The sequence below is a fragment of the Aeromicrobium sp. YIM 150415 genome (genome assembly GCF_016918125.1).
Taxonomy (GTDB): Bacteria; Actinomycetota; Actinomycetes; order Propionibacteriales; family Nocardioidaceae; genus Aeromicrobium; species Aeromicrobium piscarium.
On sequence record NZ_JAERWM010000011.1, the window covers coordinates 339,964 to 364,513 of the forward strand.

General features: G+C 69.1%; 22 protein-coding genes. 15 read left to right on the forward strand and 7 right to left on the reverse strand.

Annotated features, from left to right (window positions below):
* The first annotated feature begins 39 nt into the window (after positions 1–39).
* The 7 genes from JL108_RS09165 (at position 40) to JL108_RS09195 (ending at position 10,049) form a co-directional block, all read left to right on the forward strand.
* The gene (locus JL108_RS09165; protein ID WP_205198002.1) at positions 40–993 is read left to right on the forward strand and encodes a dihydrodipicolinate synthase family protein; all 954 of its coding nucleotides are present in this window, start codon (positions 40–42) and stop codon (positions 991–993) included.
* Positions 990–2,357, forward strand: a complete 1,368-nt coding sequence (locus JL108_RS09170) for an MFS transporter (RefSeq protein ID WP_205198003.1) — start codon at positions 990–992, stop codon at positions 2,355–2,357. Before JL108_RS09165 ends, JL108_RS09170 begins: the two co-directional genes overlap by 4 nt.
* Complete coding sequence (locus JL108_RS09175) at positions 2,357–4,420, forward strand: hydantoinase/oxoprolinase family protein (protein WP_205198004.1); 2,064 nt, start codon at positions 2,357–2,359, stop codon at positions 4,418–4,420. Before JL108_RS09170 ends, JL108_RS09175 begins: the two co-directional genes overlap by 1 nt.
* Positions 4,410–6,362 (forward strand): hydantoinase B/oxoprolinase family protein, encoded by a 1,953-nt coding sequence (locus JL108_RS09180; RefSeq protein WP_205198005.1) that lies wholly within the window; start codon positions 4,410–4,412, stop codon positions 6,360–6,362. The genes JL108_RS09175 and JL108_RS09180 overlap by 11 nt, the downstream gene beginning before the upstream one ends.
* 45 nt (positions 6,363–6,407) lie before the next feature.
* Positions 6,408–7,361 carry a zinc-binding dehydrogenase gene (locus tag JL108_RS09185; protein WP_205198006.1) on the forward strand — a complete coding sequence of 318 codons (954 nt, stop codon included), beginning with the start codon at positions 6,408–6,410 and terminating at the stop codon, positions 7,359–7,361.
* Positions 7,362–7,504: 143 nt separating this feature from the next.
* Positions 7,505–8,647, forward strand: a complete 1,143-nt coding sequence (locus JL108_RS09190; protein WP_205198007.1) for a Glu/Leu/Phe/Val dehydrogenase — start codon at positions 7,505–7,507, stop codon at positions 8,645–8,647.
* 16 nt (positions 8,648–8,663) lie between these two features.
* The gene (locus tag JL108_RS09195) at positions 8,664–10,049 is read left to right on the forward strand and encodes a VOC family protein (protein ID WP_205198008.1); all 1,386 of its coding nucleotides are present in this window, start codon (positions 8,664–8,666) and stop codon (positions 10,047–10,049) included.
* Between the two features lie 30 nt (positions 10,050–10,079).
* On the opposite strand, the gene JL108_RS09200 is transcribed toward JL108_RS09195, so the two are convergent.
* Positions 10,080–11,012, reverse strand: a complete 933-nt coding sequence (locus tag JL108_RS09200; RefSeq protein WP_205198009.1) for a LysR family transcriptional regulator — start codon at positions 11,010–11,012, stop codon at positions 10,080–10,082.
* 177 nt (positions 11,013–11,189) lie between these two features.
* On the reverse strand, positions 11,190–12,140 hold the full coding sequence (locus JL108_RS09205; RefSeq protein WP_205198010.1) for a LysR family transcriptional regulator: 951 nt from the start codon (positions 12,138–12,140) through the stop codon (positions 11,190–11,192).
* A gap of 80 nt (positions 12,141–12,220) precedes the next feature.
* Here JL108_RS09205 and JL108_RS09210 point away from each other — a divergent pair, with 80 nt between their 5' ends.
* A complete protein-coding gene (locus JL108_RS09210) occupies positions 12,221–13,813 on the forward strand; it encodes an aldehyde dehydrogenase family protein (RefSeq protein WP_307837229.1) in 1,593 nt (530 codons plus the stop codon).
* A 128-nt stretch (positions 13,814–13,941) separates the two neighbouring features.
* On the opposite strand, the gene JL108_RS09215 is transcribed toward JL108_RS09210, so the two are convergent.
* The 5 genes from JL108_RS09215 to JL108_RS09235 form a co-directional block, all read right to left on the reverse strand.
* Positions 13,942–14,100 (reverse strand): DUF1905 domain-containing protein, encoded by a 159-nt coding sequence (locus tag JL108_RS09215; protein WP_205198011.1) that lies wholly within the window; start codon positions 14,098–14,100, stop codon positions 13,942–13,944.
* 48 nt (positions 14,101–14,148) lie between these two features.
* The gene (locus JL108_RS09220; protein ID WP_205198012.1) at positions 14,149–14,589 is read right to left on the reverse strand and encodes an SRPBCC domain-containing protein; all 441 of its coding nucleotides are present in this window, start codon (positions 14,587–14,589) and stop codon (positions 14,149–14,151) included.
* The gene (locus JL108_RS09225) at positions 14,576–14,920 is read right to left on the reverse strand and encodes a helix-turn-helix transcriptional regulator (RefSeq protein ID WP_205198013.1); all 345 of its coding nucleotides are present in this window, start codon (positions 14,918–14,920) and stop codon (positions 14,576–14,578) included. Before JL108_RS09225 ends, JL108_RS09220 begins: the two co-directional genes overlap by 14 nt.
* A gap of 118 nt (positions 14,921–15,038) precedes the next feature.
* Positions 15,039–15,194: a zinc transporter permease gene (locus JL108_RS09230; RefSeq protein ID WP_205198014.1), complete on the reverse strand. Its 156-nt coding sequence runs from the start codon at positions 15,192–15,194 to the stop codon at positions 15,039–15,041.
* A 17-nt stretch (positions 15,195–15,211) separates the two neighbouring features.
* Positions 15,212–15,526, reverse strand: coding sequence for a helix-turn-helix transcriptional regulator (locus tag JL108_RS09235; RefSeq protein WP_205198015.1), 315 nt, complete (start codon positions 15,524–15,526; stop codon positions 15,212–15,214).
* Positions 15,527–15,626: 100 nt separating this feature from the next.
* Here JL108_RS09235 and JL108_RS09240 point away from each other — a divergent pair, with 100 nt between their 5' ends.
* From JL108_RS09240 to JL108_RS09270, 7 genes are all read left to right on the forward strand, one after another.
* A complete protein-coding gene (locus tag JL108_RS09240) occupies positions 15,627–16,355 on the forward strand; it encodes a trans-aconitate 2-methyltransferase (protein ID WP_205198016.1) in 729 nt (242 codons plus the stop codon).
* The gene (locus JL108_RS09245) at positions 16,352–17,371 is read left to right on the forward strand and encodes a GTP-binding protein (RefSeq protein ID WP_307837230.1); all 1,020 of its coding nucleotides are present in this window, start codon (positions 16,352–16,354) and stop codon (positions 17,369–17,371) included. Before JL108_RS09240 ends, JL108_RS09245 begins: the two co-directional genes overlap by 4 nt.
* Positions 17,372–17,457: 86 nt before the next feature.
* Positions 17,458–20,298 carry a TIGR03773 family transporter-associated surface protein gene (locus tag JL108_RS09250; protein WP_205198017.1) on the forward strand — a complete coding sequence of 947 codons (2,841 nt, stop codon included), beginning with the start codon at positions 17,458–17,460 and terminating at the stop codon, positions 20,296–20,298.
* Complete coding sequence (locus tag JL108_RS09255; RefSeq protein ID WP_205198018.1) at positions 20,298–21,929, forward strand: anchored repeat ABC transporter, substrate-binding protein; 1,632 nt, start codon at positions 20,298–20,300, stop codon at positions 21,927–21,929. Before JL108_RS09250 ends, JL108_RS09255 begins: the two co-directional genes overlap by 1 nt.
* Positions 21,916–22,881, forward strand: coding sequence for a choice-of-anchor M domain-containing protein (locus JL108_RS09260; protein ID WP_205198019.1), 966 nt, complete (start codon positions 21,916–21,918; stop codon positions 22,879–22,881). Before JL108_RS09255 ends, JL108_RS09260 begins: the two co-directional genes overlap by 14 nt.
* The gene (locus JL108_RS09265) at positions 22,878–23,633 is read left to right on the forward strand and encodes an anchored repeat-type ABC transporter ATP-binding subunit (RefSeq protein WP_205198020.1); all 756 of its coding nucleotides are present in this window, start codon (positions 22,878–22,880) and stop codon (positions 23,631–23,633) included. Before JL108_RS09260 ends, JL108_RS09265 begins: the two co-directional genes overlap by 4 nt.
* Positions 23,634–24,539, forward strand: a complete 906-nt coding sequence (locus JL108_RS09270) for an anchored repeat-type ABC transporter permease subunit (protein ID WP_205198021.1) — start codon at positions 23,634–23,636, stop codon at positions 24,537–24,539. It begins immediately after the preceding gene.
* Positions 24,540–24,550 lie beyond the last annotated feature (11 nt).

Genomic DNA, 24,550 nt, shown 5'->3' on the forward strand with positions numbered 1-24,550 from the left:
TGCCGAACACATGCCCCGAGGGATCGAGGAGAGCACCGAATGAACCGCAATGATGTGCCGTGGCGCGGCTACTTCGCCGCCGCACCGACACCCTTCGACGCCGATGGCGCGTTGAACGAGTCCCTTCTCAGGTCCGTCCTCCGTGCCTTCGCCGACGATGGCGTGCACGGCCTGCTCGTCAACGGCAGCACCGGCGAATGGTTCAGCCAGATGCCCGACGAGCGGCGAGAGGTCGCCCGGATCGCCGTGGACGAAGTGGGCGAACACCTGCCGGTCCTCGTCGGCATCTCGAGCTTGCGTCCGGCTGAGACGATCGAGCTCGGACAGCACGCGTCGCGTATCGGGGCCGCGGGCGTGGTCTACTCCCCGCCTCCGGCGGCCCGGCTCACCCAGCGCGAGGTCGTGGAGTTCTATCGGCAGACCGCCGCGGAGATCGCCTGCCCCGTCATGGCCTACAACATTCCGGCCGATGTCGTCACCGATATCGCCCCCGAGACGATCGCGCTTCTCGCCGAGATCGACAACATCGTCGCGATCAAGGACAGCACCTCCGATGACCGGCAGTACCACCGCACCGTCGAGCTGGTGAGTGGGAAGCTGCGGGTGTTCGGCAACGCACTGACGCCTGCCGGACTGAGCTTGATGGCCACCGGAGTAGGGGGCGACGGTCACTTCGGGGCCGGCACGCTCCTCGGACCCCGTGCCGCCCAGGCCTTCGAGCTGCTCTGGGCCGGCGATGTCTCCGCAGCGATCGAGATCGCCCAGGAGTTCAGCCGGGCACGCAGCCTCCTGCACGGTGCCGACGGCAACGGCATCGCCGGGGGAGCCCAGGCGCAACTCAAGGCGATCATGAACATCCAGGGGGTTCCGGCCGGGGCTCCCCGCCTCCCCTGCCTTCCGATCGAGGACGACCCGGAGGCTCTGCGTCGCCTCACCACCGTTCTGGCAGATCTCGGTCTGCTGCAATCGGCCAAGCACAAGGAGCTGGCATGACCGACACGACCCACGATCCGCATCAGCAGAAAGGGCCGTCGAAGGCCCGCGTCGTCGCCGCGGCCGCCATCGGCAATCTCGTGGAGTGGTACGACTTCGCCCTCTACGCCTACTCGGCCACCGTCATCGCCGCGGTCTTCTTCCCGTCGAGCGACCGGACGACGGCCCTCCTCAGCACACTCGCCGTCTTCGGAGTGAGCTTCGTGCTCCGCCCCGTCGGCGGTCTCGTCCTCGGGCGCCTGGGCGACAAGGTCGGGCGACGACGCATCCTGTCGCTGTCGATCGTCGGCATGGGCATCTGCACCGTCCTCATGGGCCTCATCCCGTCCTACGCCGCCATCGGCATGGCCGCGCCGGTCCTGCTCGTCCTCACCCGTCTGGGGCAGGGCTTCTTCTCCGGCGGCGAGTACACGGGAGCCTCGACCTTCCTCGTCGAGCACGCGCCGGACAACCGTCGCGGACTGTGGGCCGGCATCTCGGTGGCATCAGGGACGTTGCCCTTCGCCGTGGCCGGCTTCATCGTGCTGGCCTTCACTGCGATGCCCGCCGACAGTTACGAGTCCTGGGGCTGGCGCATCCCGTTCCTGATCGCCGGCCCGCTGTCGCTCGTGGGCCTGTACCTGCGGTTCAGGGTCGAGGAGACGCCGAACTTCAAGGCGCTGCAGGAGCAGGAGGCCACGGTGTCCTCTCCGCTGAAGACGGTGCTCGGCGAACATCGCCGCGCGGTCCTCATGGTGATCGCGGTCGCGGGTCTCAACTCCGTCGCCATGTACACGCTCACCAGCTACATGCCGACCTATCTGAAGGAGAATGTCGGAATCTCCGACGGGCTTGCGACCGTGTCCAATGCCTCCGTGGTGGTCATGGTCTGCGTCCTCGTGCCGATCCTCGGCTTCATCAGCGACAACATCGGCCGCAAGAAGGTCCTCGGCGTCGGTGTCGTGCTGCTGGCCGGTCTTGCGGCACCGTCCTTCTACGTCCTGTCGTCCGGCGCACCGGGCTCGCCGATCCTCGGTCAGGTGCTCTACGCGCTGCCCTTCGCCTGCATCGCCGCGGTCCTCTCCACCATCATGTGCGAGATGTTCCCGACCGCGGTGCGCTACTCGGGAGCCTCGACCGGATACAACCTCGCCTACGCCGTCTTCGGCGGGACGGCCCCGTTCGTCAGCCAGATGCTCGTCGATCAGACCGGCTCGCTCGTGGCCCCCGGCTTCTACGTCACCATCCTGGCGCTGCTCGTCATCCCGGTCACGGTGCTGCTGCCCGAGACGTACAAGCGGCGACTCGCGGACAACGCCGAGACGATCATCGAGAAGACGGACTATGACACGACCACGACCCCTCGGAAGGAGGCGATGAAGTGATGGGATCCCTGCATGTCGGCGTCGACATCGGCGGAACGTTCACCGACTTCACCCTCACGGACGTCCAGACGGGCGCGCGCCATCACGCCAAGCGCCCCACCACCCCTGCCCGGCCAGCCGATGCCGTGGTCAACGGCTTGGAGGAGGTGCTCCGCGAGAAGGGCTACGTCCCCTCGGATGTCGAGCGCTTCGTCCACGGCCAGACCATCGCGCTGAACACGGTGCTGCAACGTCGCGGCGAGCGGCTCGGACTCGTGGTGACCCGTGGCTTCCGCGACATCCTCGAGCTCAGACGGCTGCACCTCGGCAAACCGGTAGACCTGTTCGCCGTCCGTCCCGAACCCCTCATCCCGCGGTCGCGGGTCGTCGAGGTCGGCGAGCGGAGAAGCGCCGACGGCGGCATCGATCGGCCGCTGGACGCCGACGAGCTCCTCGAACAGGTCGCCCGGATGCGCGAAGCGCACGATCTCGACCATGTCGTGGTGGCCTTCATGCACGCCCACGCACATCCCGAGCACGAACAGCAGGCGAAGGATGTGCTCACGCGGCGCTGGCCGGAGCTGCACGTCTCCTGCTCGCACGAGGTCTGGCCGGAGATCCGCGAGTACGAGCGAACGGTCGCCGCGGTCATCAACTCCTATGTCGCCTCAGCGGTCGAGTCCTATCTCGCCGACCTGCGGACCCGGCTGCTGGACCTCGGCGTCACCGCGCAGTGCCTGGTCACCAAGTCCAATGGCGGTGTCACCGGCTTGGACGACGCCTCCACCAATGCCATCCAGACGATGCTGTCCGGGCCCGCATCGGGCATCGCGGCGGTGCGTGAGGTCCTCGCCGATCTGGGACAAGAGAGCGGGCTGACCCTCGACATGGGCGGCACGAGCACCGACCTGGCCGTCATCCGCGATGGCGAGCCCGTCACCTCGCGCGACGGCGAGGTGGGCGACTTCCCGGTGGTCCTGCCGGCGATCGAGATCTTCTCGATCGGCGCGGGCGGCGGGTCCATCGCGCGGATCGACGACACCGGCGTGCTGAAGGTCGGACCCGAGAGCGCCGGTGCCCAGCCGGGTCCCGCCTGCTACGGCAAGGGAGGGACTCGTCCGACGCTCACGGACGCCTACCTGGTGAGTGGCTTCATGGGCGCGGCGGACATCGCGGGAGGCACGATGAGCCTGGATGAGCAGGCCTCCCGCGCGGCGCTCGAGCCGCTGGCGAAGGAACTCGATGTCAGCATCGAGGTCGTCGCCCAACAGATCGTCGAGGTGGCCACCTCGAGCCTCTATCGCGGGGCCAGCTCGGTCATCGCCCGATCGGGGATCGAGCCCAAGCAGTCCGTGCTCGTGGCCTTCGGCGGTGCCGGACCGGTGCAGGCGGTCTCGCTGGCAGCCGAGCTGCAGATCCCGCGTGTGATCGTGCCGGCCTCGCCGGGAACACTGTGCGCGACCGGCGCGATCATGGCCCGCCCGCGGGCCGACTTCATCCGGACCCTGAACCTGATGCTCGATGACATCGCCCCCGAGCGTTTCGTGGAGGCGGCGGCGCAGATGCGCGAGCAGGCAGCGGCCTGGTTGGAGCGCAACGGCTTCGACACCGGGACGGTCGACGTCGACCTCCAGCTCGCCGCGGACATGCGCTACGCGCGCCAGTCCTATGAGATCGAGGTGATGCTGCCCGAGGAGGTCGAGGCATCGCCGGCGGACACGCTGCGCGCGGTCTTCGAGAAGTCGTACGCCCAGCGCTTCGGCATGACGAGCCCGGACCAGATCGTCGAGCTGGTCTCGCTGCGCTTGTTCGCCACCGTCGATCTCCCCGGCCGCGAGGCCGATCCCCAGCAGGACGTGCCCGACGCCGCCACCGGCGACAGCGGCACCCGCATGATCCTGCAGGGGCGGATACCGGTGGAGGCACGCGTGGTGACACCGGCGCATCTGCGGGCCGGTGTCAGCGTGGCGGGGCCGGCGGTCGTCGCGCTGCCGGACAGCACGATCGTCGTGGACACCGGGTCCACCGCACAGATGGACGAACGAGGAAATGTGATCGTGGAGGTCGAGAGCCATGTCAGCTGAGGTCCCCCTGGAGGTTCTGTACAACCGCTTCCAGGCCATCGTCGAGAACATGTCCCATGTGATCGAAAGGACGGCCTACGCGACCTTCATCAAGGAGACCGCGGACTTCTCCTGCGGTGTCGTGGCCACGAGCGGCGAGTACGTGGCGTATCCCTGGAACTTGGGAGCGCCCGGATATCTCGGCACCAATATGAAGGCGTTGCTGGACTATCTGCCCGACTACGAGCCGGGTGACGTCATCATCTGCAACGATCCGTATCTCCTCGGACAGCCGTGCACACACCTGCCGGACATCCATGTGGTGCGGCCGATCTTCGTCGACGGCGAGATCCTGGCCTGGGCCTACGCCTTCATCCACGCCTCCGATTTCGGCGGCGCGGTGCCGGCCAGTGTCTGGCCGCTGGCGCGCGAGATCTATCAGGAGGGTGTGCGTCTGCGACCCACGAAGCTCTACCGCGGCGGCGCGCTGAACGAGGACGTCCTGAACCTGATCCTCGACAACACCCGCATCCCCGACACCAATCGCGGTGACCTGGCCGCGATGTGCGCCGGGCTCGAGGTCTGCAACCAGCAGGTCATCGAGGCCGTCGAACGCTTCGGCAAGGAGGCCGTGGTGAGCGGGATCGATCGTGTCCTCGACTACGGCGAGGCGCGTGCCCGCCGGGCCTTCGAGGAGATCCCCGATGGCTCGTACCACTTCGTCGACTATCTCGAGGACGACCTGTACTCCGATGTGCCGGTCCGGATCGAGGTGGATCTGAGGGTCGACGGTTCCGATGTGGTCGTCGACTTCGCCGGCACGGACCCGCAGGTCTCGTCGGCACTGAACATGGCCGGTGTGGACGGCACCAACTCGCTGCTCTGTCTGGCGCTCGTCGGCTACCTCACCAGCAGCGACGATGATCTGCCCAAGTGCAGCAGCATCCTGCGCCCGGTCACGCTCACCGCACCGGAGGGGACACTGGTCTCGGCCAAGCACCCCGCGGCGATCGGCGTTCGCTATGCCACGGCGATCCGCGTGGGCGATGCGGTGTACGGCGCTCTCGCGCAAGCCGTGCCGGGCGTGGTCCCGGCGGCGTCCTCCGGGTCGATCTCGCCGGTCGTGGCTGCCGTCCCGGATCATGAGACCGGAGCGCGCCATGTCGAGGTCGTGCAGCCGATCCTCGGTGGTGGCGGCGCCCGATCCCATGCCGACGGCCTGGACGCGGCGGAGGCCACGTACGGCGGCTTCATGCGCAACACGCCGGTCGAGTCCTGCGAGAACGCGCTGCCGATCGTCATCCGCCGCTACGGGCTGGTGCCCGACAGCGGAGGCGCCGGACGCTACCGCGGCGGCCTCGCCATGCGACTGGACTTCGAGGCGCTGCACGTCGACACCGAGGTCACGGGCCGCGGCCTCGAACGCTTCGAGCTCGCTCCCTGGGGCGTCGCCGGTGGGTCGGCGGGTACGTCGGGGCGCTGCACGTTGACCCGCGCGAACGGCGAGGTCTCCGATGTCGGCAAGTTCGACCTGCTGCGGATGGGGCCCGGGGACGTCGTCAGCATCATCTCCGCGGCCGGGGCAGGATACGGCGATCCGCTGGACCGTCCGGTCCGCGAGGTGCTCGCGGATGTCGAGCGGGGGCTGCTCACCGAGCAGTATGTCGCCGAGGCGTACGGCGTCATCATCCGCGACGGTGTGGTCGATGAGGAGCAGACCGTTGCCGAGCGCGGCCGCCGCGAGCGTGCCGCAGATGCGATCGCCTACGGTCCTGGCCGAGCGGCCCTCGAGGAGCGCTGGCCCGATGCGGTGCAACGACGTGTGGGAGAGCTCCTCCAGGAGCTGCCGATCGGCGTCCGGGACTGGGCCAAGCACGAGGCCTATCGGGCGTGGACGACCCGCGAGCCGCATGCGACCGTGGAGGAGGTCTGCGGTGATCTGCGCCGTCGTTTCGCCGCCTGACGCCCGCTGCCCCGTGCGTCGAATCGCAAGGGAGGCGAGTTGAGGATGTGGATCTACCGACAGCCCGGACCTCACCGCTTCGAACGGCTAGAGGTCGACCCGCCGGTTCCGGAGAACCTGCCCGATGACCATGTCCTGGTGCGCTTCGCCGCCGGGGCCATCTGCGGCAGTGATCTGCCGAAGTTCGCCGGGGTCATGGACCCCGACAACCCGTACACCGGACTGCCGGGTGTGCCGATGCACGAGCTGGTGGGCCGGGTCGAGGCGAGCCGGTCCGATCGGCTCCGTCCCGGTCAGCGGGTCGTCGGGATCGTCGCTCAGTCGAAGGGGCTCAGCGAGCTCATCGCCAATCCCGCGGGATATATGATCCCCGTCGACGATGCGCTGAGCGACGCTCACGCCACCGTGGTGCAGCCTCTGTCGACGGTGTTGAGCGCGCTGGAGTCCGCTCCGGACCTCGCCGGCCGACGTGTCAGCGTGCTCGGGCTCGGTCCGCTCGGCCTGCTGTTCGGTCACGTGGCCCGGCGACGGGGCGCGGCGCGCGTCACGGGTGTCGATCGCATCGATCGCAGCGCGGAGGCGGCGAGCTTCGGTTTCGACGAGACGGTGCGGTCGGAGGTCTCCGCCTGGAGCCGTGAGCTGCCGGACGGCCGTCCGGATCTGGTGATCGACTGCATCGGGCATCGACAGGAGGTCGTGGGGTGGGCGATCGACGCGGTCGAGCGCAACGGACACGTCCTGGTGTTCGGTCTTCCCGAGGACCACTATGTCGTGCCCATGCGCTCCTTCTTCCGCAAGAACCTGACGATGTCGGCCGGGGCCACACAGGACTGGCAGCGACATCTGGCCGGCGCACAAGAGTATCTGCTGGCCAGCCCGGAGCTCGCCGACCGCTACGTGACCCACGAGTTCGCGCTCGACGACGTCGAGGAGGCCTACTGGTGCTATGCGACACCCGCACCCGGTCGGCTCAAGGTGGTGCTGCGTCCCCCTCGATGAATCCCTCCGCGGAGGAGCACGCCGAGCCACAGAATCGCTGGTCCTAGCTTTCGGCACGGTCGTCCTCTCGCTCTGGCTCCGGGCCAGTCGCGGAACCACGATGGAGTGAGACCAGCCGGATCAGCATGAGGAGCGACACCAGGATGAACGACACCTTCGATCTGATGGACGAATGGGGGCCGGAGAAGGTCCTCTGCGTGAGCGACCGCCGGACGGGCATGAAGGGGGTCCTGGTCATCGACAACACCGCCCGCGGCGTCGGCAAGGGCGGAACACGCATGAGTCCGACGCTGCAGGTCGGCGAGGTGGCGCGGCTGGCCCGGGCGATGACCTGGAAATGGGCCGCGGTCGACCTCTTCCACGGGGGCGCCAAGGCCGGGATTCTGGGCGATCCGGGCTCTCCGGACAAGGAGGGCATCCTGCGGGCCTTCGCTCGTGCCCTCGCGAACGAGGTGCCCGCCGAATACGCCTTCGGACTGGACATGGGCCTGACCGAGCGCGATGCCGCGATCTTCCTCGACGAGCTCGGCGATCGTGGGGCGGCCGTGGGCCTCCCGCGGGCGCTCGGAGGCCTGCCGTACGACCAGCTCGGGGTGACCGGCTACGGCGTCGCCGAGGCCGCCGATGCCGCCGCGGCGCTCGCGGGACTGCCGATGCGAGGGGCGCGCGTGGCCGTGCAGGGATTCGGGGCGGTCGGCCAGGCTGCCGCCGAACGACTCGTCGAGCTGGGGGCGGTCGTGGTCGCCGCGGCCACGGCCCGCGGCACCGTGACCGACCCGGAGGGGGTGGATGTCGCCCGGCTCGCCGCCCTGCGAACCGAGTTCGGCGAGGACTGCGTCGTGCACTACGGGTCGCACGGCAGCCCCGGGGAGGTGCTGACGGTCGACACCGACATCCTCGTGCCGGCCGCCCTGCAGGACGTCATCGGCGAGGAGCTCGCGGGAACGACATCGGCCAAGCTCATCGTGGAGGGGGCCAACCTCCCCACCGACGACGCCGCCCGCAAGGTCCTGCACGAGCGGGGCGTCGCGGTCGTCCCCGATTTCATCGCCAACGCCGGCGGCATCATCGCCGCGGCTCACTCGATGGATGCGCGCTACTCGCCGTTCCCCGTCGATCCATCGGACGTGTTCACGATGATCTCGTCGAAGATGCGCGCCAATGCGGTCACGGTGCTCGAAGAGGCCGCGCGGAGAGGCACGACGAGCCACGTGGCCGCCCGGGAGCTCGCGCAGGACCGTGTCCGTACCGCCATGCGACTGCGTGGACAGCTTCCGCGCCCGTGATCGAAAGGTGAACCAGATGACCAGCACGTTCGTCGACGCGACCACACTCCGTGCCCGCTTCGCGGCGCGACTCTCGGAGCTCTACGGCACGGAGGTCCCCGCCTACACCACCCTCGTCGAGGTCTCGCAGGAGGTGAACAGGCGTGCCATGGAGCGAGATCCCGAGACGGCGCAGCGTCTCGGCAGCATCGATCGCGTCACCGCCGAGCGCCATGGAGCGATCCGGGTCGGGAGTCCCGTCGAGCTCGCTCAGGTCGCGCGCGTGTTCGGGGCGCTCGGGATGTATCCGACCGGCTTCTACGATCTGCGCGATGCGGCCCCGCAGCCCATTCCCGTCGTGTCTACCGCGTTCCGGCCGACCGAGCGTGACGAGCTGGCGGCCAACCCGTTCCGGGTGTTCACCTCGATGCTGGTTCCCGAAGATCGCCGGTTCTTCGACGAGGATCTCGAACAGCGGCTCAGAGGATTCATCGAGGCCAGACGCTTGTTTCCCGAGGAACTGCTGGAGCTCGCGGATCGCGCGGAGGTTGAGCAGGGCCTCGATGCGCCCTCGGCGGACCGGTTCCTGGAACTGGCGTCCGCGTCCTTCGCCCTGTCCGATGATCCGGTCGACCGAGCCTGGTACGGCGAGCTGGAGCGGATATCGGGGGTGGCGGCCGATATCGGCGGCGTGACGACGACCCACATCAACCACCTGACGCCTCGTGTGCTCGACATCGATGACCTCTATCGCAGCATGGAGGAACGCGGCATCGAGATGATCGACCGCATCCAGGGACCGCCGCGGTGGGAGGGGCCGGACCTGCTGCTGCGGCAGACCTCCTTCCGCGCGCTGTCCGAGCCGCGGGTGTTCCGCGAGCCGGACGGCTCGGTGGGCGAGGGTGAGCTGCGGGTCCGCTTCGGCGAGGTGGAGGCGCGGGGGATCGCGCTCACGCCCGAGGGGCGCGATGTGTACGACGCTGCCGTGGCCGAGGTCGATCGGCGCTGCGCCGAGCGGCCCGATGCGGCCCGTCAGGAGATCGCGGCGCAGGTCTGGGCCGAGCACATCCCGCGAACAGAGCACGAGCTCTGGCAGCGAGGACTGGCGTTCTTCACCTACCGTCTCCGCGACGAGATCCCCGAGGGTCCCGTTCCCTCGACCTTCGAGGCTCTCGTGGACGACGGATGGGTCGATCTCGAGCCGATCGTGTACGAGGATTTCCTCCCGCGGTCCGCGGCGGGGATCTTCGCCTCCAATCTCTCCGGCAGCGGCAGCATGGACACCGGCCAGGGCGGCGCGGAGCGAGATGCCGCGTGGATGTCGCGGCAGATCGGACGCGACGTCCGTCTACCGGAGGAGCTCTACAGCGCCGAGAGCGAGGCCTCGCGCGAGGCCGTGCTCCGTGAGCTCGCGCGGCGCTGAGGCGAGCTGAAGGTCGCGGAGCCCGGCCCGTCACCTCGTGGGGATCGAGAGTCCGGGTGACTCCGCCAGGACCGCGTGAGCCGCACGACGAAGCGCCGCGTGTGTGGCGTTCCACAGCGGCTCGGGTACGACGGGTGAGCGCACGGCGACGACCGAACGCCGGGCCTTGGGTGCGCGGACCGGGATGGCCGTGATGCCGGGCTGGGGCCGGTGGCCGAGGGCGGGGATCACGGCGGTCCCGAGGCAGGCTGCCACCAGTCCGTGCACCGTCGCGTAGTTGTTGCTGCGATACGCGATATCGGGCTCGAAGTCGCCGTCGGTGCAGAGCCGCTGTAATGAGGCCGCGCCGGCGGTCCCCTGCCGGGTCGTCACCCAGGTGGCGTCGGCGAAGGTCGTCAGATCCTCGATCCCGTCCGCGTCCGCCGGCGCCGGGTCGGCGGTGAGCAGGAGCAGCGCCTCGTCGAGCACCGGAGTGACGTGATGTCGCCGCTGCCATCTCGTGGGGACGGTGGCATAGCGATACGCGATGACCACGTCGAGTTCACCGGCGTCGAGCATGCCGAGAAGGTCGTCGGGCTCACCCTCGTCGAGATGCACGTGCAGATCGGGGTGTGTCCGGCGCAGCGATGACAGTGCGCGGGGGAGGAGGCGCTCACTCGCCGTAGGGAAGCTGCCGATGCGCAGGGTGCCGAGCGTGCCTCCTTCGAGGCGCGCGACATCGTCGTGCAGGGACCGGAGCTCGTAGAGGGCCGCGCCGGCGCGCTCGGCGATCAGGATGGCCGCGGGGGTCGGGCGGATCCGCTGGGGCTCGCGGATGAAGAGCGGTTGGCGGACACGGCGTTCCAGGGCGGCCATCTGCTGGGAGACCGCCGAGGCGGTGTACCCCAGCGCCCGGGCGGCGTCAGCGAAGGAATCGGCGGCGATGACGGCCCGCAGGGTCTGCAGGTGAACCGGATTGATCATGCTCTGAACGCGCGCTCGGTCGATGAACGCCGAGGGGTGGTCCCGCGTCGACGCATCGTGGGTCGCTGCTCTCTCACGTCGAGGGGTCCTCTCCAGTGGTCTCGTCGTCCGCACGTGCCGGATCTGCGACCAGGGTGCTGTGTGGAGGCTGGGAGGAGCAAGACGATGAACCGGTGCTTAACGCGGCGGGACCTCCGCTGGCAGCCGCGACAGATGCTCGGTGCTCCTGGCGATCTCGCGCAGTGCCTGCTGGCAGATGTCGACGGCCGGGCGGCTCGCCGTCCCGAACCGGGAGACCACCGAGATGCGGCGGCGCAGCGTCGGCTCGGCGAGCCGACGCATCGACACCGGGGCGACGGAGTCGGCGATCGCGCGCCGGGGCAGCAGAGCGACCCCCTCGCCGCGGGAGACGGCAGCGACCAGGAGGAGGAGGTCATCGGTCTCCCAGCGGACGAGTGGATCGAAGCCCGCCATCCGGCAGGCGTAGCGCGTGGCGGCACCGCAGGCCGCGGCGTCCGGTGGCAGCACCCAGTCGGCATCGCGAAGCTCGCTCAGGCGAGGCTCGACGGGGAGCTCGGCCTCGCGCGCGCTCACCAGCACCAGGGGTTCGGTCACGAGATCGTCAGCCACCAGGTCCGAGGGCAGCGGAACGGGCACGTGATCGTAGGTGTCGATCACGGCCAGGTCGAGTCGACCCTCGAGGAGGGCGTCGATGCTGGCATCGGGCTCGAGGATGCTGACATGCATCGAGACCTCGGGGGCGTTCCGTCGTAACAGGGAGATGGCAGGGAGCAGGAGATAGGCGGCCGCGGAGCCGATGCTCGCGATCCTGACCTGTCCCGCGACCTCCCCGTGGAGCTGAGCCATCGTCGTGGCGGCGGTCTCCATGACGCGGACGACCTCTTCGGCCCGCCGCCGCAGGACCCTCCCGGCATCAGTGAGGGCGACGCCCTTGGCGCGACGCTCGATGAGGGGCACGCCGCATTCTGACTCCAGGGCCGACATCTGCTGGCTCACCGCGGACGGCGTGAGTCCCAGTACGCGCGCCGCGGCGCTGATGCTCCCATGCCGCCCCACATGGACGAGCGTGGCGAGGCGAGTGGCGTCGAGCGACCGAGCGGAGGGCATGTGACATTGTCTGCTGTTAGCAGTCCTTAAAGCAATCGACAGGAGCCGTTAGCTCAAGAAAGGATGGAGGAGCTTCCCCGGTGGCAGATGCAACCGACCATCGGGACACCGCCCGCATCGAGGAGCTGATGAACCCCATGTCCCGTACCCAGATCCCCGGCCCGGAGATTCTCGGACCGCAGGCGCTCGACGCCGCCCGCCGATGCGGTGTGGACGTCGAGGCGCTCGCGGGCGACGGCGTGCACCGCTCACCCATCAACGGCGCCTCGCTCGGGGGCGTCCGCTGGAACGACGTCGCCGAGATCGACGCGGTGGTTACGCGCTCGCACGAGGCCTTCCTCGAGTGGCGTCGCACGCCGGCCCCGGCGCGGGGGGCGGTCGTGAAGCGCCTCGGCGAGCTGCTGACCGAGCACAAGGCCGATCTCGGCACGCTGGTGAGCCTGGAGGTCGGCAAGATCACCTCCGAGGCGCTGGGCGAGGTGCAGGAGATGATCGACATCTGCGACTTCGCGGTGGGCCTCTCGCGCCAGCTGTACGGGCGGACCTCGGTCTCAGAGCGGCCTGGTCACCGGCTGATGGAGACCTGGCATCCGCTGGGTGTCGTCGGCGTCATCAGCGCCTTCAACTTCCCAGCGGCCGTGTGGTCGTGGAACACCGCGATCGCGCTGGTGTGCGGCGACACGGTGATCTGGAAGCCGTCGGAGCAGGCGCCGCTGACGGCATGGGCGAGCGCGGCACTGCTGGACCGCGCGCTGCGTGAAGCGGGCGCGCCTCCGGCGGTCAGCCAGGTGGTCGTCGGCGGTCCCGAGATCGGCGAGGCCCTGGTGGCTCATCCCCGCGTCGCGCTGATGAGCGCCACGGGCTCGACGCGCATGGGCCGCGCCGTGGGCCCGCGGGTCGCGAACCGCTTCGGCCGCTCCCTGCTGGAGCTCGGCGGCAACAACGCGGCGATCGTCACGCCCTCTGCCGACCTCGACCTGACCCTGCGCGGCATCGTGTTCTCCGCCGCCGGTACCGCCGGACAGCGCTGCACCACGATGCGCCGTGTCATCGCCCATCGGTCGGTCGCCGATCAGCTGACCGAACGGCTCGCGGAGGCGTACGGCCGGCTGCCGATCGGCGACCCCACGGCCGACGGCACCCTGGTGGGCCCGCTCATCGGCGAGCCCGCGTACACCGCCATGAGCGCTGCGATCGAGACGGCGACCTCGGACGGCGGCACCCTGGTGGCCGGCGGCTCGCGGGTCCTGGCCGAGGCGGCCCCGGACGCCTACTACGCGGAGCCCGCGATCGTGTCGATGAAGGGCCAGACCGATATCGTCCGGTCCGAGACCTTCGCGCCGCTGCTGTACGTGCTGCCCTATGACGACTTCGACGAGGCGATCGCGCTGAACAACGACGTCCCGCAGGGGCTGTCATCGTCGGTCTTCACCCGGGACCAGGCCGAGGCGGAGCTGTTCGTGTCGGACGAGGGCTCGGACTGCGGCATCGTCAACGTCAACATCGGTACGTCCGGTGCGGAGATCGGCGGTGCCTTCGGCGGCGAGAAGGAGACCGGCGGCGGCCGGGAGTCCGGCTCGGACGCCTGGCGCGCCTATATGCGCCGGGCGACCAACACCATCAACTACTCCGGCGAGCTCCCGCTCGCCCAGGGGGTCGACTTCACCGTCTGACGCCCCACGAGGTGCCCTCGCCCCCTAGCGGTAGGCCATCAACTCTCACGGCCGCTGACGGTGCGCTATCAACGTCATCGGGTCGATGTGGGGTTGATGGCCTACCGCCGCCGGGCGCGAGGGCCAGGTCAAGCGCTGTGGCGCAACGCCGCGAGCACCTTCTCGTTGGTCGTCACCACGACCGGCACGCGCTTACCCCGGCCGAAGGCGGTGACGACCTCTTCTGGGACCTCGATGCCGGTGTTGCGGCCGTCGGCGCTCCAGAACTCAGTGCGGAAGTACGGCATCGTTCCTCCTCGGTGGCGCGGATGCGCCGTGTCAGATCCTAGGGGCGATCAGGCGCTGACGTGGGTCTCGAGCGAGTCGAGGGCCTCGTTCCAGCCGTCGTAGACGTCGTCGTCGCCGGGCTCGCCGGCGATCCCGCGGACGTGCAGCGTCAACGCCGTGCTCTCCCCGGCGGTATCCAGCGAAAGGGAGACGACCGGCTGGTCGTCCGCGGGGGTGTCCGGCGCGCCCCAGGTGAAGACCAGCCGGTGTGGGGGTTCGACGGTCAGGTAGGTGCCGGCCGTCGGGTAGGTCTCGCCGGTCTCGTCGACGACCATCGTGTAGGCATAGGAACCGCCCTCGCGCAGATCGACGCTGACGGTCTCGCGGGGAGTGCTCACGCCGACGGGGTGATGCCAGCGCGCCAGGTGGTCCGGATTCGTCCAGGCCTCCCAGACGCGCTCGACGGGTGCGTCGAGGGTGCGGGTCAGGGTGAACTCAGGTGTGGTCATCGCCGTGCTCCTTCGTGGTGTCGAGGAAGTCCTCGAGGGCGTCAAGTCGCTCGCTCCAGTCCCGGCGGTGCCGTTCGACCCAGTCGGCGGCTTCGTCGAGCGGTTCGGTGCGCAGCGCGACCGTGCGCCACTGTGCGCGCGTGGTCCGCGTGACGAGTCCCGCCCGCTCCAGCACATTGAGGTGCTGGGAGACCGCGGGTGCGCTGATCTGGTACTCACCGGCCAGCTCGCCCACGGTGGTCGACGCGTGCGACAGGCGCGTCACGATGTCACGCCGGGTCGGATCGCTCAGTGCGCCGAAGACCAGGCTGAGACGGTCGGTGGCCCTCATTGAAGCAACTCCTTAATTAACTGATTGCTTAATCAGAACATATTCCCGGGGCGGCGTCAACCGGCGAGGAAGGGCCGCGGCGTCGTGGTGATGCCGGGGCCCTCCGCCTGCTGTGCGCTCAGTGCTCGTCGTAGTGATCCTCATGGAGGGCGTGCCGATGCCCGTCGTGGAGGTAGTCGACGTGGTCGTCGTGCTGGACGGCCTCGTGTCCGCACGTCTCGCCGTGCTGGTGCTCGGCGACGGTGTGCTCGGCTCGGGTGTCGGTGTGGGTCATGGGGATCACTGCCTTTCTCATCGGTCCGCGGCATCGTCGGCCGCGAGGGGTTCGCGGGCGTGCGTGAGGGCATCGGCGATGACGTGGGAGACGTGTGCGTCGGCGAGGTCGTAGCTGACCTCCTTGCCGTCGCGCGTGGCCACCACGACACCCGCATGGCGCAGGGTCCGCAGGTGCTGGGACACCAGCGGCTGCGACATGCCGGTCGCCTCGGTGAGGGCGCCGACGGTCATCGGCTCCTCGCTCAGCAACAGCAACAGTCGCAGCCGGGACTCGTTGCCGAGGACCTTGAACAGTTGCGCTGTCTCGGTCAGTCCGGTCCTCTCGTGCACGACTCCAGTTCAGCACACATATAAACAAATTGCAATATGTTTATCCAGGGATGTCCCGTAGTGCTCATAAATGAGAATGACTCTCATGTATGGTCAGTGCATGAGCGACATCTCCGACCGCTACGCCGCGACGGCCGGCCTTTACGATCTGATGGCCGCGAGCTACCGACCCGCCCAGCTGGCGGCGTTGGAGTCGCTGCTGGCGGCTCTCCGTCCAGAAGCCGGCCCGGTACTGGATCTGGGTGCCGGATCGGGTCTGAACACGATGGCCGTGCTCGACCGGGTTCCCGAGGCGCACGTGTTCGCCATCGAGCCGAGTGCCACGATGCGTGCGCTCATCCTGGACAAACTCGCGGCGCGGCCCGATCGGCACCACCGGGTCACGGTCCGTCCCGAGGACTTCTTCTCCGCTCCGCTGCCTGACCGCCTCGGTGGCGCGATCGCTCTGGGCGTGCTCGGCCACTTCGATCCCGGCGAGCGCGCCGCGGTGATCGCCGAGATCGCCGATCGTCTCCCGGTCGGCGGTGCCGCGCTGTTCGACCTTCAGGCGCCCGCGCGTCCACAGCGGGTCGAGCCCTTCGAGTTCACCGTCGCCGACATCGGTGACCTGACGTACCGGGCCATTGCCGAGGCCTGGCCGGTCGACGAGGACCGGATGCGGTGGCGCATGAGCTATCTGACCCTCGAGAGGGAACGCGTCCTGGTCGAGGACACCGTCGAGCATGAGTTCCACCACCCCGATCCGGCGAGGGTCTCCGAGGAGGCCGAGCAGGTCGGCGCCCGGCTGCAGCGGCTGGGCGAGAGCACGTTCTGGCTGCTCACGCGGTGACGGTGCGACAGGTCCCGGTGATCGGCCTCACGGGATATCTGGGTGCGGGCAAGACGACGCTCCTCAATCATCTGCTCGCCCGGCCGGGCGCTCGCATCGGCGTCGTCATCAACGATTTCGGCGCGATCAACGTCGACGCCGCGCTGGTGAGCGGGCAGGTCGACGAGGCCGCCTCCATCGCCGGTGGTTGCCTGTGCTGTCTCACCGATGCCGGTGGTCTGGACGATGCACTGGAGCGGCTGACGCGCCCGCGGCTGCGGCTCGACGCCGTGATCATCGAGGCCAGCGGTGCTGCCGAGCCCTTGGCGCTCGCCCGCCTCATCCGGTTCAGCGGTGCGGCCCATGCCCGACCCGGCGGGATGGTCGACGTCGTCGATGCTCTCGAGCATCGGCACACCGTGGACACGGGAGCACTTCCGCCGATGCGCTACCAGGCGGCCTCGCTCGTGGTCATCAACAAGGCCGACCGGGTCCCGGCGGGCGAGCGGGAGGAGGCGCTCGAAGCGCTGGCGACCCGGATCCGCGCGAGCAATCCGGATGTTCCGATCCTCACTGCCGAGCGAGGGCGCATCGATCCCTCGCTCGTGTTCGACGCCGCCTCCGACGAGGATCCGGTCGATGAGCTTCCGCTGGCGGCTCTCGCTCGGGTCGACGGTGCCGCCGCACACGAGCACGCCGTCGCCGTGACCGTGCCGGCGACTGCTCCGGTCGAGGCCGGTGCGGTGATCGATCTCCTGGAGTCGCCTCCCGCCGGGGTCTATCGGATCAAGGGCTGCGTGAGTATCCGGACCCGGCATCGGGCCCGGCGCTATCTCGTCAACGTCGTCGGCCATCAGGTGCACGTCGCTCCTGCGCCCGAGCCGGGGCCTTCAGGCGGACTCGTCGCGATCGGCATGCGGTTCGACGCGGCCGTGGTGCGCGCCCGTCTGGAGGTGGCGCTGCGTGCTTCTGTCCGCAACACGACATCGGCCGCGGGGTTTCGACGTCTGCAGCGTCATCGCCGGCTCAGTGAGTGAGCGCCGTCGTGAGGGTCCTCGCTTAAACGATAATGAGAACTGTTATCGTTTTCTCATCCAACAGTGTTCGCGTGGAAGGCGAGAAGATGAAGAAGCTCACAACGCTTCTCGCCATGGTCGTGTTCGGAGCGTTGACGTTCGGCGGGCTGGCCCCGGCCGCGGCGACGACGCTCGTCCTCGATCGTGGTGAGATCGGCGTGTTCGACGTGGCATCGGACGGTGGCGTCCCGGTGCTCCAGGTGCGCGACGGGACCGGTCTGGCGGCCGATCGCGTGGTGGCATGGGAACCGTCCGATGTCGTGATCCGGGTCGACGGCGACGCGGCGCTCACCGGCGACGGCGGCTACCGGGTCGGCACCGATCCGGTCGAGGGTCTTCCCGCACTGTCCTGGAACACCGAGCTCGCCGCGGCGAGCGGGGCGGAGTCGCTGTCGCTGGAGATCGGCGTCGACGGCCCGGGCGATGTCGCCATCGAGACCGAGGACGAGAACGGTTCCGCACAGCTGCGCTTCGACAGCGCACAGGTGGACAGTGTCGTCCTCGATGTCCCGGCCGAGGAGGACACCGCGTGGTCCTTCACCGAAGCCGGTGACTACGTACTCGAGGTCGTGCCACGGCTGCACACGGCTGAGGGCGTCGTGACCGGCCCGATGGCCGAGTACCGCATCGAGGTCACGGAGCCGAGCGTGGAGCCGGCACCTGAGCCTTCCTCGGCGCCGGCTCCCGAGGCCGCTCCCGCTGCGGAACCTGAGCCGGCACCGCAGCTTCGCGTCGATCAGCCCCGCGCCGCAGCCTCCGCCCCGGCGGCCGCGCCCGCATCGCGGAGCGACGGCACGAAGATCGAGCCCTGCTTCGGCATCGAGGTGTCCGAGGACGCCGAGGAGGTCAGCGACGGCCACTTCGACTTCGGCGTCCAAGTCCAGGACGGTGACCTGATCTCGCGCGTGAAGGACGACCGTGCGACCCCCGCCACGTGGCGTCCGGCCGACGAGCTGCTGTTCCGTCTCGACGAGACCGCGGAGATGGAAGTCCCGGCCAGCCCGGCCTTCTCCTTCCTCGGGGAGCCCGGGGAGACGGTCTGGAATATCGGTCAGACCCAGGAGCCCGGTGTGCCGTGGCTCGGCTGGAACACGCAGCATGAGACGGCTCGCGCCGCTATCGACGGTCCGACGAGCTGGACGCTGGACGAGGTCGAGGGGCCCGGTGAGCTGTTCATCTTCCAGACGGGCAGCTTCGGCAACCTGATCAAGGTGCTCGGCACGGCCGACGACTGGCCCAAGGAGCTCTCGATCCCGTCGAACGTGCACGCCCACGGCAACTGGTCCTTCACCGAGCCCGGCGCGTACAAGGTCACGACCACCCATGCGGCCACCCTCACGTCCGGGGAGACGGTCACCAGCACCGACACCCTGACCTTCCTCGTCGGTCCGTGCGTCGACGCACCCGGACAGAATCTGGACGAGGAGCTGCTGCTGACCGATGATGACCTCGTCGAGGACAACCGCAACGACGTGAGCGTCGCCCCGTCGACTGTCGAGGCCGGCGACGAGGTGACCGTCTCGGTCCCCGGCGCCGCCGAGGGCGACTGGCTGATGCCCGTCGTCTACTCCGACCCGCAGCAGACGTCGTGGGCCCGGCTCGATGCCTCCGGCGAGATCACCGGAGTCACGACTCCCGATGATCTCGACGAGGGCGACCACAAGCTCGCCGTCTACGACGCCGAGGGAGAGCTCGTCGGCTGGGGACCGTTCACGGTCGAGGCCGCCGATGACCCAGGCAATGACGACCCGGGTACCGATGATCCGGGTACCGATGACCCAGGCCTTGATGACCCGGGCAGCGATGATCCGGGTACCGATGACCCAGGCGCCGGCGATCCGGGCAGCGATGTTCCCGGCGGTACCGGACCCGGCGGAATCGGTGGCGGCTCGGCTCCCAAGGCTATCGACCCGTGCATCGCCGCCGGCGGCACACGCGGGGGTTCCGGCGGCGGAGCTGATGGCGATGGAGACCGCTCCGGCACCGGCGGTGGATCCGGCGGCGCGGCCCAGACCGTGTCCGACGGTCACTTCGACTTCGGTCCGATCATCGAGGACGGCGCGCTGCTTCCGCGGGTCAAGGACGACAGGTCCCAGCCGCCGGAATGGGTCGATCCCTCGTCGCGGATCTTCCAGTTGGGCGCGGCGGCGGAGATGCAGGTGCCGGATGCCGAGGCATATTCGTTCCTCGGCGAGCCCGGCGACACGGTCTGGATGGTTCCCCAGACGCAGATCGCGGACGTGCCCTGGCTCGGCTGGAACACCCAGCACGAGACCGTGCGTTCCGAGGTCGCCGGGCCGGTGACCTTCACGCTCGACGGAGTCGACGGCCCCGGACAGCTGGGCGTCTATCTCAACGACTCCTTCGGAGGCGTCGGCCAGAAGAAGTTCGGCGACCTGGACGGATTCCCGTCATCCTTCGAGGTGCCGCTCAACGTGCACGAACACGGCAACTGGGCGTTCACCGAGCCCGGCACCTACCAGGTGTCGATGACGCTGTCGGCCACGCTGAACTCCGGTGGGCAGGTCTCGGAGTCGGCGACGCTGACCTTCCAGGTCGGCTCGGGCGGCACCTCGGGTGCCTCCGCCATGGACGAGGGCGTCACCATGCCCGCGCTCATGACGGTCACGCTGCCGATGGCCGACACTGTGTCGATCGCTGACGGCGACGACGCGGAGGGTGACAAGCCCAAGGCCGGCGATGCGGCGAAGGACGGCGACAAGCCCAAGGCCGAGAGCGCGCCGAAGGCATCGGGCGGTAGCGATTGCGTCCTGCCGAAGGCGGGTGCGCCGGAGAACTCCGGCGAGCTGCTGCTGCTCGGCATCCTGCTCGCGGGCAGTGGCGCCGCGGTGGTCGCCTCCCGACGCTTCGTGGGCGCCGGTCGCTGATGCGGTGGCGGCGCGGGCTCGGCCTGCTCACCGGTGCCCTCCTGGGGGCGACGGCAGTGGCCGGGTGCGCGCCGTCATCGGGGCTCTCCACCCATGACGATCGCCTGCAGGTGGTGACCACCACCGGTCTGTTGCGCGATCTGGTGGCCCATGTCGGGGGTGATCGGGTCAACGCGACCTCGATCATCCCCGACGGGGCCGACCCCCACAGCTTCGAGCCGACGCTGCGCAGCGCCCGTGACGTCGTGTATGCGGAGGTCGCCTTCAGCAACTACATGCTGCTCGAGCAACAGAATGTCATCAGGACGCTGGACGCCAATCTGCGTGACGAGGTGCCGAACATCTCGCTCGCCGAGGACGCGGTCAAGTACGCGGCCGAGGTGATCCAGCTCGTCGAGAACCCCAATCTGGACACCATCTGGCTCGGCCTGCGGGCGCGAGGAGACGGCCACCAGTACGGTGCCGATCGGTCCTCGCAGGTGCTGTTGAGCGCCACCGACGCGAGCGGTCCCGGCGACGTCTACGGCTACCTCACCGGGACCTTCGGTGATAGCGAGATCTACTTCGACTCCTCCGACGGTTTCGACTCAGGTGACGGCTACCGCGACGACACCGCCACGCTGCCGGCCGACGCGCACACCCACATGTCCTGGGTGTTCACCGAGCCGGGCATCTACACGTTGACGCTGGCCGCACGACTCAAGGTGGACTCCGAGTCACGCTCGGTGCCCGTCGGTGAGTCCACCTTCACCTTCGCCGTCGGCGTGTCCGCGGACGAGGCCGCCAGCGACGGTCAGACGATCCTCGACGAGGGTCACGCCGACCTCACCGTCGACCTCGACAGCTCCGAGGTCTACGCGCTGTACGACCCCGAGGGCGGTGGTGAGCACACACAGGAGGAGCTCGCCGCCGAGGACATCGTCATCGAGGTCCCGAACAAGGCCATCGACGAGATCCCCGAAGGCGAGGGCCATCGGTTCTTGGGCAAGCCCGGCACCCAGATCTACCAGCTGCCGCAGGCGGTCCTCGGCAAGCATGTGCACGGCGAGATCGACCCGCACCTGTGGCAGAACGTCCGCAACGTCATCGCCTATGTGCAACTCATCCGGGACACGCTCGTCGGCGCCGATCCGGAGAACGCGGCGGAGTACCGGGCCAACGCGGAGGCGTATATCGATCAGCTCGATGAGCTCGACGCCTACGTCCGCGAGACGATCTCCCGGATCCCGCCCGAGCGCCGCCACCTGATCACGACCCACGACGCGTTCGGCTACCTCGCCGCGGCATACGGGGTCGACGTGGCCGGCTTCGTCACGCCCAATCCAGCCACCGAGCCCTCGCTGGTCGAGCGCCGCCGACTGGCGCGCACGATCGAGACGCTCCAGGTGCCGGCGGTGTTCCTGGAGCCGAACCTCAGGGCGCGCTCCTCGGTGCTGACCGAGGTGGCCGCCGAGAACGAGATCGAGGTCTGCGACATCTACGGCGACGCCTTCGACGACGAGATCACCGACTACGTGTCGATGATGCGGTTCAACGCCGACTCCCTCTTCACCTGCCTCACCCGAGGCCTGCCCGAGTCCGATCTGCACCCCCGAGAGAGCGAGAGCGAACACTCCCATGCGCACGAGTAGCCACTTCCGCCGGATCGGCGCGGCCCTCGCCGGCACCCTGGTGATCGGCGCGCTGATCTGCGCGGGTCCGGTCCACGCGGATCCGCAGGACGACCAGCAGGACGATCCGGAGCTGGAGCAGCGGATCGACCCCGACCAGGACGTGGCGACCGACGAGGTCGCACTGGATGCCGGTCACGTCGACATGGGGCCGCGCTTCTCCGACGGCACCTGGACGTTGATGGTCCACGACGACACCGCGGTGGAGGGCTCGGTATGGCGACCCCTCGACCGCACCGTGATGCGCGTGCTCGATGCCGGTCAGCTCACGGTGCCCGAGGACGAGGCCTACTCCTTCCTCGGCGTCGACCCCGGTGCCCAGGTGCATGTGGTCCCGCAGACGCAGAATCCCGAGGTCGTGTGGCTGGGCTGGAACACCCAGGACCCGCAGGTGATGAGCCGCGTCGATCGTGGGGTCACCCTGACGATGGGCGATGTCACCGGCCCGGGTGAGCTCCTGGTCTATCTGCAGGCCGGCGGCTTCGGCGACCCGGACGTGCTGTGGGACTCGCGAGAGGCCCCGGGTCAGGACCTGTGGGTCGACGTCAACACCCACACGCATGCCAACTGGGTGTTCACCGAGCCCGGCGTCTACCTCGTCGAGCTCACCGCGACCGCCGACCTTGTCGACGGGGACAGAGTCGAGGACACCCGGTACGTCCGCTTCGCCGTCGGTGACGACACCGATGTGGACGAGGCGCTCGCGGCCGAGCCCGATGAGACGACCGCTCACGACACCGGCGGTGACGAGGCGCAGGAGAACTCCGATCCGGCCGTTCCTGCGCTCCTCTGGTGGGCCGCGCTGGCCGTCGTGGTCGTGCTCCTGCTGGCACTCGCTGTGGTCCTCAGCCTGATCCGCGGCCGGCGGGCCAAACGGCGGGCGCTCGCGGGCAGGGACGGGTCGGATCGATGACGGCATCGACAGCGGCCCTCCAGGTCGAGAACCTCCATCTGGACCTGGGCGGTCGGCGTGTGCTGTCTGGTGCCGAGCTGAGCGTCGATCGCGGTGAGCTGGTCGGTCTGATCGGTCCCAACGGGGCGGGCAAGACCACCCTGATGCGGGCCGTGCTCGGGCTGTTGCGACCGTCCGACGGCCGGATCCTCGTCGGCGGTCGTCCAGCCAGGGCGGGACGGACGGGCATCGGCTACGTGCCGCAGCGGCACGAGTTCGCCTGGGATTTCCCGATCTCCGTCGAGGGCACCGTGATGACCGGCCGCACCGGTGGACTGCGCCTCGGCCGCCGACCGGGCGAGAGTGATTGGCGCGCCGTCGCCGAAGCGCTCGACCGGGTACGGATGTCCGAGCTGCGGACGCGTCCCGTCGGCGAGCTGTCGGGCGGCCAGCGCCAGCGTGTGCTGGTCGCTCGGGCCCTGGCCGGGGAGCCGTCGGTGCTGCTGCTCGACGAGCCGTTCACCGGCCTGGACATGCCGACCGTCGAGCTCCTGACCGATCTGTTCGTCTCGCTGGCGCGCGAGGGCCACGCCGTGCTGATGACGACCCACGACATCGCCGGAGCGCTGCATTCCTGCGACCGGCTGGCGCTGCTGAACCGGCGGGTGGTCGCCAGCGGCCGTCCGCACGAGCTGCGCGATGACGATGTGTGGATGCGAGCCTTCGGGGTCAGCGCGACCAATCCGCTGCTGAAGATCGTGAAGGCGGCCTGAATGTCGATCGTCGAGTTCTTCACCGATCTGTTCAATCCCGATCTGGCGTTCCTCGCGAAGGCGCTCGCGATCGCGGTCATGGCGTCGATCGTCTGCGGCGTGATCGGCTGTTATGTGGTGCTGCGCGGTATGGCCTTCATCGGCGATGCGGTCGCGCACGCGGTGTTCCCCGGCCTCGCGGTGGCCTTCGTGATCTCCGGCAATCTCATCGTCGGCGGGACGGTGGCCGGCGTGATCACGGCGATCCTCGTCGCGGCGTTCTCGCAGAACCGGCGGCTCAAGGAGGACTCGATCATCGGGATCTTCTTCGTCGCGGCCTTCGCCCTCGGCATCGTCATCATCTCCCGAGCCCCGGGCTACGCGGGTTCGCTGCAGCAGTTCCTGTTCGGATCCATCACCGGGATCCCCGACTCGGACCTGGTCGTCGTGGCGCTGATGGGTCTCGTGGTCCTCGGCATCGCCTTCGGCCTGCACAAGGAGTTCGTGGCGGTGACCCTCGACCGGGAGATGGCCCGTGCCCTCGGGCTCAGGGTGTTCTGGCTGGACCTCACCCTCTATGTGCTGGTGACGCTCGCGGTGGTCATCAGCGTGCAGACGATCGGGAACATCCTCGTTCTCGCGCTGCTCATCACACCGGCAGCCACCGCTCGACTGCTCACCGACCGACTCGGCGTGATGATGACGCTCGCGCCGGTCGTCGGGGCGCTCGGCGCATTCGTCGGACTCTATGTCTCGTGGACCTGGGACACCCCGACGGGCGGCACGATCGTCCTGGTGCTGACCGCGGTGTTCCTGCTCGCCTGGCTGTTCGCGCCGCGGCACGGGCTGATGCCGCGCCGATGGCATCGGCATTCGAACCGATCGGACGTACTCGACGGGGCGGCGACCGATGTCGCTCCGCGGTGATCAGGAAGGGA